Origin of the sequence: Micromonospora alfalfae, from assembly GCF_022230925.1 — a bacterium.
GTDB lineage: Bacteria > Actinomycetota > Actinomycetes > Mycobacteriales > Micromonosporaceae > Micromonospora > Micromonospora alfalfae.
This window is the reverse complement of record NZ_JAKKFH010000063.1, coordinates 207,120-222,280: the sequence shown is the minus strand read 5'-3', so window position 1 is coordinate 222,280 and position 15,161 is coordinate 207,120. Positions and strand designations below refer to the sequence as shown.

The window sequence follows — 15,161 nt, the reverse complement described above, 5'->3', positions numbered from 1 at the left end:
GGCGGGCGGCGGCGGCGGGCGGCGGCGGCGAGCGGCGACGGCGAGCGGCGACGGCGAGCGGCGAGCGGCGACGGGCGCGGCTTAGCTGCGCATTAAACCGGCCCGGCGGATTCGTCGCGATGCCGTCGCGGCTCCTAGCATCACTGGGTGCGCATGACGTCGCTTGCCGCTCTCCTCGTCCTCGGTGTCGCCACCGCGACCCTGCCCGCCTGCGCGCCAAACGACCCGGCTCCCGCCTTCGAGGCCGGCTCGACCGCCTCGCCGACGGCCCTGCCCACCGGCGGTCAGGGCGACGCGCCGGGGGCGCGGGACGGCCTCGGCGGCCCGGGGGCCAGCGCCAGCGCCAGCCCGAAGCCCGCCAACAAGGTGCTCGCCGCCGGCAACCCGAACGGCACTGCCACAGTGCCGGCCGAGGCGCGGGCGGTGGACACCTCGAAGCCGACCCGGACCATCGGCTCCGGCACCCCGGCGAGCTGCACCTCCGCCGCGGTAGTGAAGGCCGTCGCGGCCGGCGGTGTCATCACGTTCAACTGTGGACCGGCCCCGGTGACGATCAAGATGGCCGCCACCGCGAAGGTCCGCAACGCCAATGGGCCGAAGATCGTGCTGGACGGCGGCGGCACCGTCACGCTGAGCGGCCAGGGGCAGCGCCGCATCCTCTACATGAACACCTGCGACGAGGCCCAGGGCTTCACCACCTCGCACTGCCAGAACCAGGATCACCCGCAGCTCACAGTGCAGAACCTCACCTTCGCCGACGGCAACTCCACGGGCGAGAAGGCCGAGGGCGGCGGCGGTGGGGCGATCTTCGTACGCGGCGGGCGGCTGAAGGTGGTCAACTCGCGCTTCGTCCGCAACCGCTGCGAACGCACCGGCCCCGACCTGGGTGGCGCGGCCGTCCGGGTGCTGAGCCAGTACGAGAACAAGCCGGTGTACGTGGTGGGCAGCACCTTCGACGGCGGTTCCTGCTCCAACGGAGGGGCGCTGAGCAGCATCGGCGTGTCGTGGGTGGTGCTGAACAGCCTGCTCAGGAACAACGAGGCGATCGGCAGCGGCGCCAACCCGGCCAAGTCCGGTACGCCCGGCGGCGGCAGCGGCGGCGCGATCTACTGCGACGGCAACGAGTTCACCGTACGGATCGCCGGCACGATCATCGAGAACAACACTGCCAACGAGGGTGGCGGCGCGGTCTTCTTCGTGAGCAACAACCGCACCGGCACGATGAGGATCGAAAACTCGACTCTGCGCCGCAACCCCAGCGCCAAGTTCGAGACCCGCGGCTACCCCGGCATCTTCTTCCTGGGCGCCCGCAACCCCACGCTGACCAACTCCAAACTGAGCTGAGGCCGCGTACCTCAGTAGGGGTTTCCCTGGCCTGGGGGGCGGGCGTGGAGGAGGGCGGCGGGGCGGCCGGGCAGGTCCCGTGCGCCGGACATCGGCGGGCTCGGCGTGTGGTCGCCGTCGGCCATTCCGGCGAAGAGTTCCTTGAGCGCCGTCAGCGCACTGATCTTGGGCTGCCAGCCCAGCTCGGTCTCCGCGCGCTCGCTGGACATCAGCGGGGTGTTCAGACCCAGCTCCACCCAGCCCGCGTCGACAGGTTGCAGCCGCGCCCGCCAGGTCAGCGCCGCCGCCGCCCGCAGCACCGGCGCGGCGACCGGCACCGTCCAACCATGGAAGTGCCGGGCCACCAGCTCCGGAGTGAGCACCGGGTCCGCGGCGACGTTGAAGGCGCCGCGCGCATCACCCAACACCGCCCGGGCGTACGCGTCGGCCACGTCATCGGCGTGCACCGCCTGCATCCGCAACCGGCGGTTCGTCGGCACCAGCGGGATCCGGCCGAAGCGCAGCAGCCGCACCGGCGCCAACGGGCCGAGGAAATACCGCGTGATCTCCGCACCTGCGGCCCGCTGGAAGATCAACCCGGGTCGCATCCGTACCACCCTCAGCGTCGGCTGATCCCGTTCGACAGCGTCCAGCAGCGCTTCCACCTCCGCCTTGTGCTCGCTGTACGACGATCCGGGCACGCCGGTGGCGGGCCACCGCTCACTGATCGGGTGGTCCTTCGGGCCGGGCGCGTAGGTGCCGACCGACGAGGCGTACACCAGGGCCGGAACACCGGCCTGGACCACCGCGTTGATCACCGCACGGCTGCCCTCGACGTTGGTCCGGCGCAAGACCCGCTGGTCGTGGCTGGGCTGGATCTGCCAGGCCAGGTGCACCACCGCGTCCGCACCCGCGAACACCTCGGCGAGCTGCCCGACCGCGCTCGGCGCGCCGATGTCGCAGGAGTGCCACTCCACCTGGTCGTACGGTTCGCCGGCATCCGGGCCGGGCAACCGTCGCACGACCCCGGCCAGCTCCACGCCCCGCTCCCGGCGCAGCCGCCGCAGCAGCGCCGTACCGACGTTGCCGCTCGCCCCCACCACCACGATCCGCATGCCCGACCCCGTACCCGCCCAGCAGCAGCTCAACCACCCACGGCTCGCGGCCCGCGCGGCGTGATCCACTCGGCTTCCCGAAAGTCGCGGCATCCGCGCGCGCGGGACAGCCCGACTTCCTGAATCCCGAGTCGATCAAGGGCGAGGAGACTCCCGTACCCAGCCGTGCTTCTCCTTGCCCCGACTACCGGCGGTGGCGGCCAGGCAGCGTGGGCAGATCCAGCCCACCACGTCCGCCGCGGTGAGCACATCGGTACCCGAGTAGTCGAAGCGCACATGCGGGAAGCGACGCAGGCGGGTCCGATCAGCGCCAAGCCACAGACCGTCTGGTTCTGGCCGGGCAGCCAGGCGTGCACCTCCCCACCCGGCTGGCGTACGCCATCGCGCCCGATCTCCTCCCCGGAGGCCGCCACGGCCGGCCCGCTGCTTGGTCCCATGCCGGTCCTGGTTCCCCACCGACCCACACCCATGCGCCGCCGCGCGAGGTCGCTCGATTCACCCCAGCTCACCGACCCAGCGCCTCGGACCCTCCGCGTCGCCCCCGACAGGTGATGATCAACTGCGGCGGACACCGGCCGGCCGCAGCCATCGACGGCCGGCCGGAAGCCGAGAGCCGTCGACGCTCACCGTCGGGTAACCTGAGCGCGCGGGCCGCTAGCTCAATGGCAGAGCTGTGGACTTTTAATCCAGAGCAATGTCCGCCAGCACTGAGATGATCATGCAACGACCTGCGCGAATGCCGCGCTCTTAATCCACTATGGATCCGTGATGCTCGCGGGTTGCTCGCTTGCCATACGGAACGTGCCCGCCACCTGTGACAGGCACACGGCGCGGGTTGAGCTCAGGAAATGGGGTACCGGTTTCCCTAAGGCGGTGCCCTATCTGTGCACGCAGGCAATGACCTGCGGCTTCCTATCCTATTCTTCATGTGAGGGGGCCGCACGGGATGACGCGGAACTGGTCGTACTCCTCACGTGGTGTGGCGGGGTGGGTTGACGACGGAGTCCGGCGACGAGTTGCCCCTCGGCGCGTCCGCGGAACGCGGCTCTTACCTGGAGAAGTGGACCTGGAGGACGAAACACCTGCACCGCCGGGATGCAACAGCAGCACTCGGGCGTCGTTGGGCGTCCTCCAGCGATCGCGAGTTGGGGGCACCGCTCAAATCGGCTGCCGACGCATCAGCGCTGCTGTCGCGGCGCGCAGGAGGGAGGCCGAGCCACTTCCATCAGCTTCACGGACAGGTGTTCCCGGCCGACAGTTCGCACGGATGAAGCCGGTCGCGGCGTGAGTCGCGCAGCGTGTGGCCATGACCACGACGTCGGCACGCCGAGCCCACTGTCTTAGTTGCGTGCTGCCGACGTAATCATGGCTTGTGATGACGTTGACCTGGGGTGCGACGGCATTGAAGGTCGCGGCTACCCGGCCGAGGACCTTTTCGTCCAGTGAGTACAGGAGCAGATCCTGAGCTACCACTAACGACCATGCCTCTGCTGATGATTTCGGTTCGGGCTTAGGCCACGGGAGTTCAACGGCGATTTCGGCACTCAGTTGAGCGGCAAAAGTAGCCTGATCGGGGTCGAGGCGGGTGCTGTGATCGCTCAGCGGTCGAAGTAGGCGGTAACCCAGTCGAAGCCGGGCGTCGGAGTCTGGACACGCCGACCGTGCGACGAGGTCGACGAGGTCGAGGACGACTGGGGCACGATCGGGGCCGGCCCATCGCGGTGCTTCAGCCGTCAGGTCGTCCAGGAGGTGTGCGTATGCGGGGGCGTCCGGTGCGGACCGAAGGACGATTTCTGTGAGAGCGACGACGCCGGCCAGGTCACCAGGGCTGAAGCGGTCATGGGTGAGCGCGTTAACGAGGAACTCACGTGCTGATTTCGCCGCTGGGGTCAGGTAGCGGTCCGAATCGACGAATGGGCCAACAAGCGACCAAATTCGGTCCGCCGCTGCATCGTCGAGTTGACCGAGGACGGCAGCGATCTGGTCGTCGTGCTCGGCTGCTTGTGACCATTGGCGCCATTGCTCGCCGGCAAGGACCTCGGTGACGGGTGACCGGACTGCGACGGCTTGTACCAACTGAAGCCATGACGCTGGCGCTGCTGCCGGCGGGCTGGATCTGCGTTCGGTCGGTTCTGGGACATTGCCTCCCCCATGCGGTTCGGGGCGGGTGTTGCGGTATTTCGCGGCCAGTTCAGGTGCCAACCGTTCGACCGCTTCGAGGACATCGGGTTGGTCGCGTATGAGGTCTAAGATGGGTGTGCTGTTTACGACGATTGCAGCTAGCGCGAGGACAGTGAGCGCTTCAGGGCTCAGTTCGGAAAGTTCGCCGTTCATGAGGGCGGGAACCAGAGTTCCGGCCTCGATGAGGCGGGTCCGCGCAAGGTCGAGGTCGCCGTTTGCTAGGGGTTCCGCCAGTGCGGTGGCAAAGATCGCTGCGAGGATGGCGTCGCGCACAGGGATGGGTGGGTGCGTGATGGCGACATCGGGCAGTTCTGCGAGCCGGAGCAGTTCGCTGTTCCGGCCGAGGCGGGATAAGCGCTTGATGCGCAGGTGAGCGACGTTTGTGGCGCTGAGCCCGCCGGTGGCCGAGAGTTGATCGAGGATCGATGCTGAGGCGGAGTTGTCGCCTGCGGCCATGGCAACGTCAAACTGGCTGAGCAGCCGGCCGACGGGAGTCGGCGTATGCCAGGACCGTCGTGGGCGTGCTCGTATGGCTTGCTGGAGTAGCCGTACGGCGTCCCACATGTCTTTCTCTTTCGAGCGTGGGCTCGCGATGACGAAGATTGAACTGTGGCCGGCGAACTCAAGGACAGCCCGATCTATCGGATCATTCGGGTTGAGGCGTGCGGGCAGGCCGTGAAATCTGGCGAAGCTGGTGCCGATGAACGCCTGGAGTAGTTCACCAACCGTCGCCGCATGTCGTTCATCGTGGGGGATGACGTATGCCACCCATTGCCGGGTCTCGGGGTCTTGGCGCGGCAGGATGATGGGGACGTCAGATGCCTCATGAAGGACTTGGAGGTAAGGAACGAGGCGGCGTCCGACAGGTGAGCCCGGATCGCGGTCCGGCCACACAGGATTTGCTGGACCGAAGAACGCTTCGATGAGCCGGTCCGCCCGAATGGCGTAGCTACTCTCGGTGCGGCGCCCGGTCATTCGAGTCCTCCAAAACGGTGCCGGAAGTCGAGGCGGGCGGTAGCGGCAGCTTCACTGCTCACCTTGTACGTGACGGCTTCGTCGTTGATCTGCATGCCGCGCAGGGTGAGGTTCATGGACCCCGTGAGGAGCCAATCGTCTCCGCAGAAAGTCTTCTCATGTACGTCTTCGTGTTGCTTGATCTGCAGGTTCTCGCCGTCGGCGCTGCGGCGAAGGCGGTCCAAGAACGTCGAGTTGTGCCGGTCGGGACGCGAGACGACTGTCACCCGGGCCTGGTTGTAGGTAAGTAGGGATAGGACTTCGGAAAGGGTGTACATCCGGTTCGAGGGGTCGACGAACACGCTGTCGAAGCTGCCGCTGGTGTTGTCGATGGCCGGTACGTCGCTGATCCAGGGAGACACGAGCCAGAGTTGGCTGCTCGGCGCCACCAGTTCAGCGGTGAGCACGGTTGCCAGCACTGTGTCGATGCGAAGGCCGGTCGCCCGGCCGGTCCGGACCACTCGTTCCAACGTCACTGTGTAGCCTCACGAACTTCGATCGTCGCGCGTAGATTGTCGCCGTCACGTGTGCTGGTGCGAACGTCGCCGTAGACCCGCAGCACGTCGCGATCGACGGCGACCGCCGGCACGGTCCTGAGGGCTGTGCTGAAGGCTCGCATCCGCTGTGCCGGGGCGACGAGCACGACGGCGCCGCGGTCGCGTACTGCCGTTCGGTAGTTGTCGAGCCAGTCGACGTCGTCGACGTTGACCACAGGCAGCCGTTCGTCGTGTGCTGCCTGCGCCAAGAGCCGATCGAGGATCGGCGTGGGGGCGTATGGCTGGTAGTGCTGCAGGTGTTGGACTCGGGCCTTGTTGCCCCGGGGCCACAGCAAGCTGAACACCTGGTCCGGCGTAAGGCTGGTGTTGCCTGCATTCGGCACGGCGACTTGTCCGCTGCCGATGAGATATGCGAACACTGCTGCCTCGACCTCGAAGCCGAGGCGTTGCTGGAGGGCGTCCCAGGCGTGGACGAGTCCGAGCGCTGCGGCGTCGGTGGCGTTGGTGGTTCCTGGTCTTAGCAGGCGGGTGGAGAGCGCTGCCACGGCTTGATGGCGTGGGTGGCCGGTGAGTTTTGCCCATGCTGATCGAAGTTGTTGCAGCGCGGTCTCAGCGGCATGGGCCGAGCGCGGATCACGGAGCGTGGACATTGCCTGTGCGGCGGGCCCTGATGGCTGGGACACGACATGGTCGAGCAGTTGCACGATCGTACTGTGAATGTAGTCGTGGTCGCTGGGGCCTAAAGCGCTGTCGACGAGGTTCCAAAAGCGGCGCGGATTCTCGGCATAGTAGTGCGTCAGTTGCTCGATGATTCCGATACCGCCCAGCGATGTTTCGCTCAGCCAGACCGCGGCGGGGCCTCCGGTCCCAGGCGGCGAAACGACGTCGACGATCAGGTCGCGGTCTTGAGCGTCGGGGCACGCGCGTTGGGCAGCGGCCAGAATCGCGGCTGCCACGGTCTCGCGGTACGTCCGTTGGGCGAGGTCTTCCGTGAGGCTTACGACTTGATCGGTCCAGAGCAGCCGTGCGTGGCGGTCGAGGCAGTCGGTGAGCCGCGCGTCGTTGCTGAGTTCAGTCAGACCGGCGACGAGCCGCTCAGGTGCGGCGGTCGCGACGGATCCGGCGTCGCGGTAGAGGGCCCGCAGGATCTGTTGGACGTCGTTGCGCCAGGCGCCACGACTCAATTGGACGTGAAGGCGTTCGCCGGAGGTCGCGTTGTTGGGCTGGGTGGCGGCCAGGGCATATGCTGCCGTATACACGGTGGTCAGCCAGTTCCGCTGGAATGGATTGGCTACACCGTCGAGCGCCGGGTCCTCCGCGACGGCGGTGGCGAACGCCAGCGATCGCCACTCTGGCGATTTCAAGTGTTCGGCGACGGTCGGCCGAGTGAGGTTAAGCGGTGCGAGGTCGAACCGGACTGCGTCGACGTTTAGGCGGAAGCCAAGCGCAGCCGGCCGGCCGTCCAAGCTGTAGCGGACGCTGCTGGTGACGGTGCCTGCGGTGCCGCGGTCATAGGTCGTGTCGCATTCGGCCCCGAGCGTCATCCGGCGAACCTCAGCCGGGTTGCCGGCGGCGCTCGTGGCGAAACCAACAGCGGTGATGCGGTCGGTCCAGTTGGACGGCTTGGGGATGTCCGCCATGTAGAGGCCACTGCTGGGTTCAAGGATCTCAGACGCCCACACCGGAACGCCTTGCGATCGATCGGCGACCTCGTCCGGTGGCTGCTGCAGAGCGACGACGTGGGGCCGGAAGACCTGAACCGGCTGGTGTCCCGTCGGTGACCAGGTGCCCTGTGGCGTATAGGTCTCGACGAAACTGTCGATCTCTAGAGCGCCGTTGGCCTGGACATCTGGCAGCGGCAGCCACGTGCGGTGATTGCTGCGGCGGTAGCCATAGCGGCGGCTGACGCGTCCGGGCACTGCCTCGCGGAGCGCCCGCTCGATGGGAAGGGCTTCCCAATCCTCTGCGAATGGCAGCCGGAAGTTGACCTCCGGCACGTTCAGCGGCTCGTACAAGGCCGTGGTGAGGAACTCGGGTAGCAGGCTTCCGGGATGCGCGCCTGGGTCCGGGTCGACGGGTCGCCACCCGGACCGCAGCCGGCGCAGGGCGGTGGGCACCACGCCGAGCAGGAGGGCACGCGGCTGTTCCCAGAGCAATGCCTGAGCCTCGTCGGCGCTGATGTCCAGGGCGCGACGCAGGTGGACGATCAGGCTGTCCTGCAATGTTGGGTCGATGATGAGTTTTTCCAGCAAATCGGCGAGTGCCTGCCCATGTGCTGGAGACGGCGGGCGGGCAGTCGGGCGTGGCGCGGACAGCAGCCGGCGTGGGTCGATCCGGTTGTCCCGTAGCGTCGTGGATAGCCAGTCCAGCAGAGCCTGCGCGCCTTGGATTTTGAGTACGAAGCGGTTGCGGACCGGGAGGCGGCGCGCGGTCAACTCGGGCGAGAACAGGGAGTCGTAGGCCTGGTATGCCAGCCTGTCGCGGCCGTAGTCCGACAGGGTGATGACGGTCCAGGGGCGGGTTCCTCGGCGACGTCCGGCGCGACCGCGGCGTTGAATGAAGGCAGCCGCGTCGTGTGGCGCCTTGTGCTGAAGGACGAGACCCACGCGGTCGTCGTCGTAGCCCACCTCCAGCGACGCCGTTGCAACGATGAGATCGGCATCATCGTCCACACCGACGTCCTGCGATGACGTACGTCCTACGGCTAACTGTCCCATCAGAGCGCGAGGGTCTAAGTCACGCCCAATCTGACGTACCAGATCCCACGACTGGCCGTCGATGAAACGTTCAGCCCGGAACGGCGCTTCCGGTGACCGGAGCCCGGCCAAGACTCGCCCGGCTCGTCGAGGTCCGCGTCTAGTGCCTCCTCCTTCGGCGTCGCACAGGTCGTCGTAGAAGCGGTTCGTGACGTCTAGATCATCAGTGAATAGGAAACCACGCGAGCCGTGAAGCATCTCCCGGCCGGGAAGGTCGAGGATTCGGCCGTACAGCATGGCGGTCTGAATGGACGTCGACAACTGGCTCGCGCCGGAGACCGGGTCGGCGCGTAGAGCAATGGCGTACTCCCGGCCTTTGTTCTCCAGGTCTTGCGGCTGCGGCGTGACGTACTCCACCGACGCGTCCGACAGACCTGTGAGCTGTGCGAAGAATGCAGCGGCGTCGCGCAAGGTGGCGCTCAGGCCGACGAAGGTCACCGGGTTTCGCACGGCGTGGCGCCATCGCCGGAGTACGAGGCCCACCTGGGCGCCGTGCATGCCGGTGTAGGTATGAGCCTCATCCAGGAGCACCAGCGACGGCCGGCATGGGCCGCGCCAGCCGAGGAGTTGACCGAGCCCAGGGTCGGTGGCGTTGCGGTTGAGCATCTCCGTCGTGGTGAATAGAAGGTCCGGTGGATTGTCGCGTAGCGAGTCACGGGTCAAAACGACATCGTCGATGACAAGCCCACAGGTGGCCTGAGTGCAGTGCAGGCGATCCCGGTTCTCGTTCTGATCTTGGCGAGACCAGATCAGTTCCTGGCGGCACTGGGGACACGACAGGTAGGGACACACGACATCGGCGCCGCGACTGCGCCACGCACGGCTCAGGTGAGATGTCTGTGCGCGTAGACGCTGGGCGTTGTGCGGCGTGTCGCCGTACAACACTCCGATCCTGAGCCGGCGGCTCGTCCCGGCGCCGGCCTCCCCATTCACCCGCAATGAGGTGGCGACCGCCTCCCGCAACTGGTCACGCAGCAGTTCGATCCGAGGGTAAAGAGCCAGCGTATGCACACCGGTTCCGCCCGTCCGCATGTACGCGACCATGGCGGCGAATGCGGGGAGGTAGAAACCCAGCGTCTTTCCGCTGCCGGTGCCGGCACCGACGATGACGCCCGCGCTCTGGCGCGCATTCAGCGCCGCGGTGATCGCTCGCGTCGCGTCCACCTGGAATCTCGCCACAGTTGGATGTCTGAGCAGCGCTCGGGCGGTTGACTCATGCCCGGCCGTCCATGCCTCGGCGAGGGCGAGTTCCTGCAGGGCGTCCTCGATGAGGACGTTGCGCTCAGGGTAGCGACGCGGTGCCGTGTGGAGGCGGTAATCGGCGACGAGCGTTTTACCTTGCTCCCACCAACGCGCTGGGGGCGACGTGAGGTCGCGGGGGCCGAATAGCTGTCGCAGTCGGGTGGTGAGACGCACGGTCTCGCCCATGCGTGTGCGGTAGCGGGGCGGTGACGTCGCCGGGATGCGCATCAGCAGTGCGCCATCGAGGAGGGCCGTGAGGACGTCGTCGGGGTCCACGTTTGCCGAGGTCGGGGACTGCAGGAGTTGCTCGTTGATCGTCTCGAGCACCTCCTCGTGCGAGAGGGTGCCCGTGGTCACGCCCCAAACCAGGAGGGGCAGTTCGAGATCCTCCAGATGATCGAGGACGCCAGACAGGGTGCGTCCGTCGAGCCCCTGAGTCACAAACCCCTCCTATGGAGTTCAATCTGGTCGGCCAGACCGTACTCCCGTAGCATTTTGATCTCTGCGTCTGAGACTCGATCGAGTGACACCCGCCGGCCAAGGCGAAACAGTAACGCCTCAAGCTCCGGCTCGGGTTCCCGCAGGCAGCTCAGCGACTCCTTCAGGCTGGCATGTGTCGTCACGAAGGAGGAGATCTCCCGTACGTGAGGCACTTCGATCTTGCCGAGTCTCTTCAGTTCGCTGAACGATGTCTGCTGGTCGCGCTGGGCGGCAGCGGGCAACACTGCCAAACGTTGAATCGGGAGTTCGGCCAACCGCTCGCTGGTCCACCTCAGCCACGCCCCTGTCAGCGTGGCCTGCACCCGCTCAAGGACGCCCTCTACCTTCTGGCGGGCCGCGGTGATGGCGCGAACTGATGGCAGTCCGTCCGCGGCAAGTTGCGCGAATCTCTCGCGTCCCTCATCGACCTGACCCACCGGTACATCGGCGCCTTGTTCCTGCAGAGCGCGACCCGCTTCAAGCAACCGGCGCAGTTGCTCAAGCGCGCTGCCGAGGCCATTGGCCTGCGTGAAGACCCGCTTGGCGTTGTCTTCCGCGACAGACCCTTCGCGTAGCCGGTTCGCCTCAGCCGTGAGCGCCCTCGCCTTGTCTAAAACAGACATCGCTGTCATGGCCCCACCTCTGCCCACTGCCGCAAAACTTCTTGAACCCGTAGTGCCGCCGACTCGCCAGAACCGCCAGTTTTCAACCTGGCCTGGTCCAGTCGCTCGGTCAACCAAGCGTTACCAGCGACGAGGAAGCGTTCAATCGCGGCCAGGTCCGCCCCTCGGTCTGCTGCGCATGTCGCCAGGACCGCGCGGAACCGGCTGTCGTCGTCCTCGGCAGCCGCGACGCGCGCTATGTCACGCTCCAGCCGATCGATGGATTTCCAGTCGCGTTGCCGAACGTCAGCCAGCAAGGATCGGAATGTTGGCAGGTCCACCGGGCCAAGGCCCTCGTCGACCGCGGCACGAAGAGCCTGGTCAACCGCCAGCACCGTCTCGGCGCCGCTGGCTCCTGCGGGTAGCAGAGCACGAACCTTCTCGAGGGTGTGCTTCAGGTCGGCAAACTGCGCATCGGCCACGACAGCAAACTGATTGAGTCCGGACACTGCCTTGGTGGCCCACGAGGGAAGCTTGTCGGGGCGCTCCCAGGCCCACTCTTGGGATGCCTCACCAACCAAGGGCAAGGCCCGTGTGCCGTCGACGATGCGGACGTTGCCTCGCACCCCTCGCGTGAAGCCCACACTGTCTCGTAGCCTGGCGACCAGTTCGCCACGGCCGCTGCGGTGAGCCTCCCAGAGCCGATTCCATTGCGGTGTGCGGCTCAGTCCATCCGCTCGTTCCCACCCGCTCCCGTCGGCAAGCGCCGCGTTCAGCAATTCTGTGTCCTTCATGCCCGGCCAGGCGTGGCCGGCAAGCGCGGCGCCCAGCAGTGAGGCACGGAACCCGAGGATGAGTTCCCGGTTTGAGAAGCCACGGTGGCGTTGTACGGCACGCTGGAGGTCGGGTTGGTGATGCTCCGCGATCTCGTGGAGGCGTCGTATCGCTGCCGCGTTACCTGCCACACCCACGCTCGCCAGGAGTATCTGTCGGAAGAACGTGGCGTTGCTCGGATTACGCTTGAACCGAATCGGGGCGTCTGCCGTTCCCGGCAACCGCTCGCTCGCCGCACCTTCGATCGACACGACGGTGGAGTTCGATGGCCATGCCCTGTCGAGTTCAGCAGACTGCGGGTCCGCCACAACCGGATCGATCCACATGCATCTGTTGATCACGGCCTGTCTGATCGTCCCTCGAAGGTGAGCAGCGGTAGTTTGCGGCAGTTGACTGTGTCGTCCCTGCCATTCTTCGACATGATCGATCATCATGGCCAGGGCGCGAGGAAGTTCTTGCGCGTTGGCGCTGGCCGGCTTCCTCCTCCCGGAGGTGGTGTCTTCCGTTGCGCGTGTCGTTGTCTGGCCGGGTCCGCTGGCGAGATCGTTTAGATCGAGAAGGCCAATGCCGAATGCGGCGTGCATCGCCGGATCAAGGTTGGTTATTTGGTCTGGGGCGTCTCCCCAGAACTCAAGGAAGGCTTTTCGGCGGCTAGCGTCGGCGTGGTCGCGTTCCTCGATCTCCCGTTGCACTGCGCCGAGCATGTAATCCTCACCAGCAGGAGTGCGGTAGTCCTCGCTGAAGCGTTGATCCGGGAAGGATCCATCACGGAGGGCATGAGCGTGATCGACCAGGACGGGCCGGATGACCTCGCCGATCACCGCCCGCGGGTTGAACGAGTTGGGATTATTGTGTGCCGGTCGTGCTCGGATGGCCCGTCGCAGGGTTGGCCAGTTAAACGGGTAGAGCCCATGCCCGTCGACCGACGCACCGAAGGTGGAATGGCATGTCTCTTGGAACTCGCACGTGACGCATCGGTTGGGCACGTCTGCCCCGTTCGCGATATTGGCATTGTCTAAGGCCTCTCGGCCGACGCGCGCGGCGTTGAGGTACCGGCCGGCGAAAGCCGTGATGTCAGATCGGCCCTGCTCGCCGGTGTCGAACCCAGCATCCAGGTCGTAGAGGTACGGCGTAGCCGCCTTCGCGCGGGTGAGCACCGTCTCGGCCAGCCGCGCGAAATAGCCGGTAGTCACGGCCATTAGCGTTCGGACAGGAGCCAGTTCGGCCTTGCCACTGCGCACCCCCGCCTCGATCAGGGCGTCGAGCAGGTCACGCTGAACACCCTGGAGGACGACGAAGTCCTCGATCAGTAGGACGATTTCTTTGCCCTGGGCTGCGTACTGGCGGCGAATCTCCAACATCGCTTGCTGTAGGCGGCCACCGCCCATGTTCCAGGCGGCGGTGATGGCGACCGGTAACTGCTCGGTGAGGATGTCGATCGCGGCGGTTTGCAGTTCCGGCCTGTTCGTGATGAGACTCAGCAGGCGTCTTGCTTTGTCGGATGCCTTGTTGACATCGGCGATGTCTAGTGGCAGGTCGGTGATCGAGAAGGCGGTCGGTCGATCGTCTTCGCCATCCCGTCGGTCGGAGAGGAGGCTGGCGGCAAGCCGCGGGATCAGCTTGCCCTTCTGCAGCAGATGGTCGCGGACATGGGGGTCAAGCAGGAGAAGAGCGAGATTGCCTGGCCCGGCGAGGACGCGTCCTTGGCCTGGTCTGGCGTCAGCGACCGCAACGGCCTCGGACAGCTCGTTGATGAGGCGGCGTTCCAGACTTTCGACGTCCAGTTCCGAGCTCATGCGGTCGACGTCAGCGCGTAGTTGCGCCAATTCAGGGCTGTCGACTCCGGGTTGATCGAGCAGCGTCCGGACGACGGCCCGCAGGCTCGTGCTGGTCTTCGGCAGGTAGATCACCACCCGCTTGTCGGTCGACGGCGTTAACTCGTGCACCCAGCGGACCAGATGCGATTTTCCGGTTCCGGACTCGCCGGTCACGGGCATCAACAGGACCCCGTTCGGGGTGTCCCGCCCCAGGAAGTCTCGCCGTACGTCCTCCTCGGTGACTGCCGTGCCGGGGTCGTCGGTTTTGGCCTCGGGGTGTCGGCGCCTGATGCGCAGTGGCGCATGGGTGGCGAAGAAGACGGACGGTGACGGGCTGACGGCCTCCGTGCTGATGGTCGTCGCGGCCTCGATCGGTGACCAACAGAGGAACTGGCGGAACTCAGCCATCGAGTGGCTCCAGGATGTCAAGGTGGGTGATCCGGTGCGTCCCGTTAGCCCGGTCGGGATCGACGAGCAACACCTCATCGTCGGCGTCGGAGCGGCGGTCGAACTTGAGCCAGCCTCGCTCCTCGCCGCAGAAGAGTGCGAATGATAAGGCGGAGGACACGTCTATCGAGGTTTCCTTGAGGTCGAGCGCGAGGCTGTAGCGGCCGCCAGGTAGGACAGGCAGAACCTCAAGGAGAGCCGCGATCGCGTCTCGTGCTGCGAGCCGCGCGCCCGCTGGCCAAAGCATCCGAGCCGCACGCTGGACAGCGACCGCGCAATCGGGTTGGAGCGTCAGCTTGGTGGGCGTTTGCAGGAGCGGGCCGGTCGCGAAACCGAGGGCTTTGGCCCAGTAACCGAATCGGTTCCGGCGGACGTCGTTGAAGTTGGGGTCGCTGATGTGTTCTGGCAGAGTCCTGCGCAGCAGGTCAGCCATGGCGTCCTCGTCGACTGGCGTGAACGCGTCGAGAGTGAGGAAACATGCCAACGCTCTGACCAGGTCCTTGGGCCCCTGGTCGCCTTCGTGGGCGATTCCTTCATTGCGGTGAGACTCAAGGACACGTGTGCGCAGCAGATCGGCGTACCCGGGGTAATCATCTGGGGACTTCAGTCGGCCGTCGTCGCGCAAAGTGAGGCGATCGTCTTCTAGGGCGATCAGATTCAGGTCCTGAAGCGTTTTGACCGCGTTGTCGAAGGTCTTGTCGGCGTCGGCCTTGTCAGGTGGCAGCAGGCTGCCTGGCCTCAGCGCGGCCCGTACAGCGTCGTGGGTTTGGCGCCGGCCAGGCGCGGACGCTAGGTGCCTGGCAACCACCCACATGGCAGTAGGAAAGGACGCAGGCTCATTCAACAGCGTCAT

The 15,161-nt window shown here is 66.2% G+C and carries 8 protein-coding genes; 1 reads left to right on the top strand and 7 read right to left on the bottom strand.

Translation table 11 applies throughout. The annotated features are described in order from the left end of the window. Nucleotides 1-153 precede the first annotated feature (153 nt). The gene (locus tag MED01_RS35545; protein WP_238672888.1) at nucleotides 154-1,344 is read left to right on the top strand and encodes a hypothetical protein; all 1,191 of its coding nucleotides are present in this window, start codon (nucleotides 154-156) and stop codon (nucleotides 1,342-1,344) included. An 11-nt stretch (nucleotides 1,345-1,355) separates the two neighbouring features. Here the strand turns inward: MED01_RS35545 and MED01_RS35540 are convergent, their stop codons facing one another. The 7 genes from MED01_RS35540 to dpdG form a co-directional block, all read right to left on the bottom strand. Continuing rightward, complete coding sequence (locus tag MED01_RS35540) at nucleotides 1,356-2,438, bottom strand: NAD-dependent epimerase/dehydratase family protein (protein ID WP_238672879.1); 1,083 nt, start codon at nucleotides 2,436-2,438, stop codon at nucleotides 1,356-1,358. A gap of 1,158 nt (nucleotides 2,439-3,596) precedes the next feature. Further along, nucleotides 3,597-5,594 carry a hypothetical protein gene (locus MED01_RS35535; RefSeq protein WP_238672878.1) on the bottom strand — a complete coding sequence of 666 codons (1,998 nt, stop codon included), beginning with the start codon at nucleotides 5,592-5,594 and terminating at the stop codon, nucleotides 3,597-3,599. Further along, on the bottom strand, nucleotides 5,591-6,094 hold the full coding sequence (dpdK, locus tag MED01_RS35530) for a phospholipase D-like domain-containing protein DpdK (protein WP_238672887.1): 504 nt from the start codon (nucleotides 6,092-6,094) through the stop codon (nucleotides 5,591-5,593). The genes MED01_RS35535 and dpdK overlap by 4 nt, the downstream gene beginning before the upstream one ends. An 11-nt stretch (nucleotides 6,095-6,105) precedes the next feature. Then, a complete protein-coding gene (gene dpdJ, locus MED01_RS35525) occupies nucleotides 6,106-10,569 on the bottom strand; it encodes a protein DpdJ (protein ID WP_238672877.1) in 4,464 nt (1,487 codons plus the stop codon). Further along, complete coding sequence (locus MED01_RS35520; protein ID WP_238672876.1) at nucleotides 10,566-11,240, bottom strand: hypothetical protein; 675 nt, start codon at nucleotides 11,238-11,240, stop codon at nucleotides 10,566-10,568. Before MED01_RS35520 ends, dpdJ begins: the two co-directional genes overlap by 4 nt. After that, the gene (gene dpdH / locus MED01_RS35515) at nucleotides 11,237-14,269 is read right to left on the bottom strand and encodes a protein DpdH (RefSeq protein WP_238672875.1); all 3,033 of its coding nucleotides are present in this window, start codon (nucleotides 14,267-14,269) and stop codon (nucleotides 11,237-11,239) included. Before dpdH ends, MED01_RS35520 begins: the two co-directional genes overlap by 4 nt. Beyond that, nucleotides 14,262-15,161 (bottom strand): protein DpdG, encoded by a 900-nt coding sequence (dpdG, locus tag MED01_RS35510; RefSeq protein WP_238672874.1) that lies wholly within the window; start codon nucleotides 15,159-15,161, stop codon nucleotides 14,262-14,264. The genes dpdH and dpdG overlap by 8 nt, the downstream gene beginning before the upstream one ends.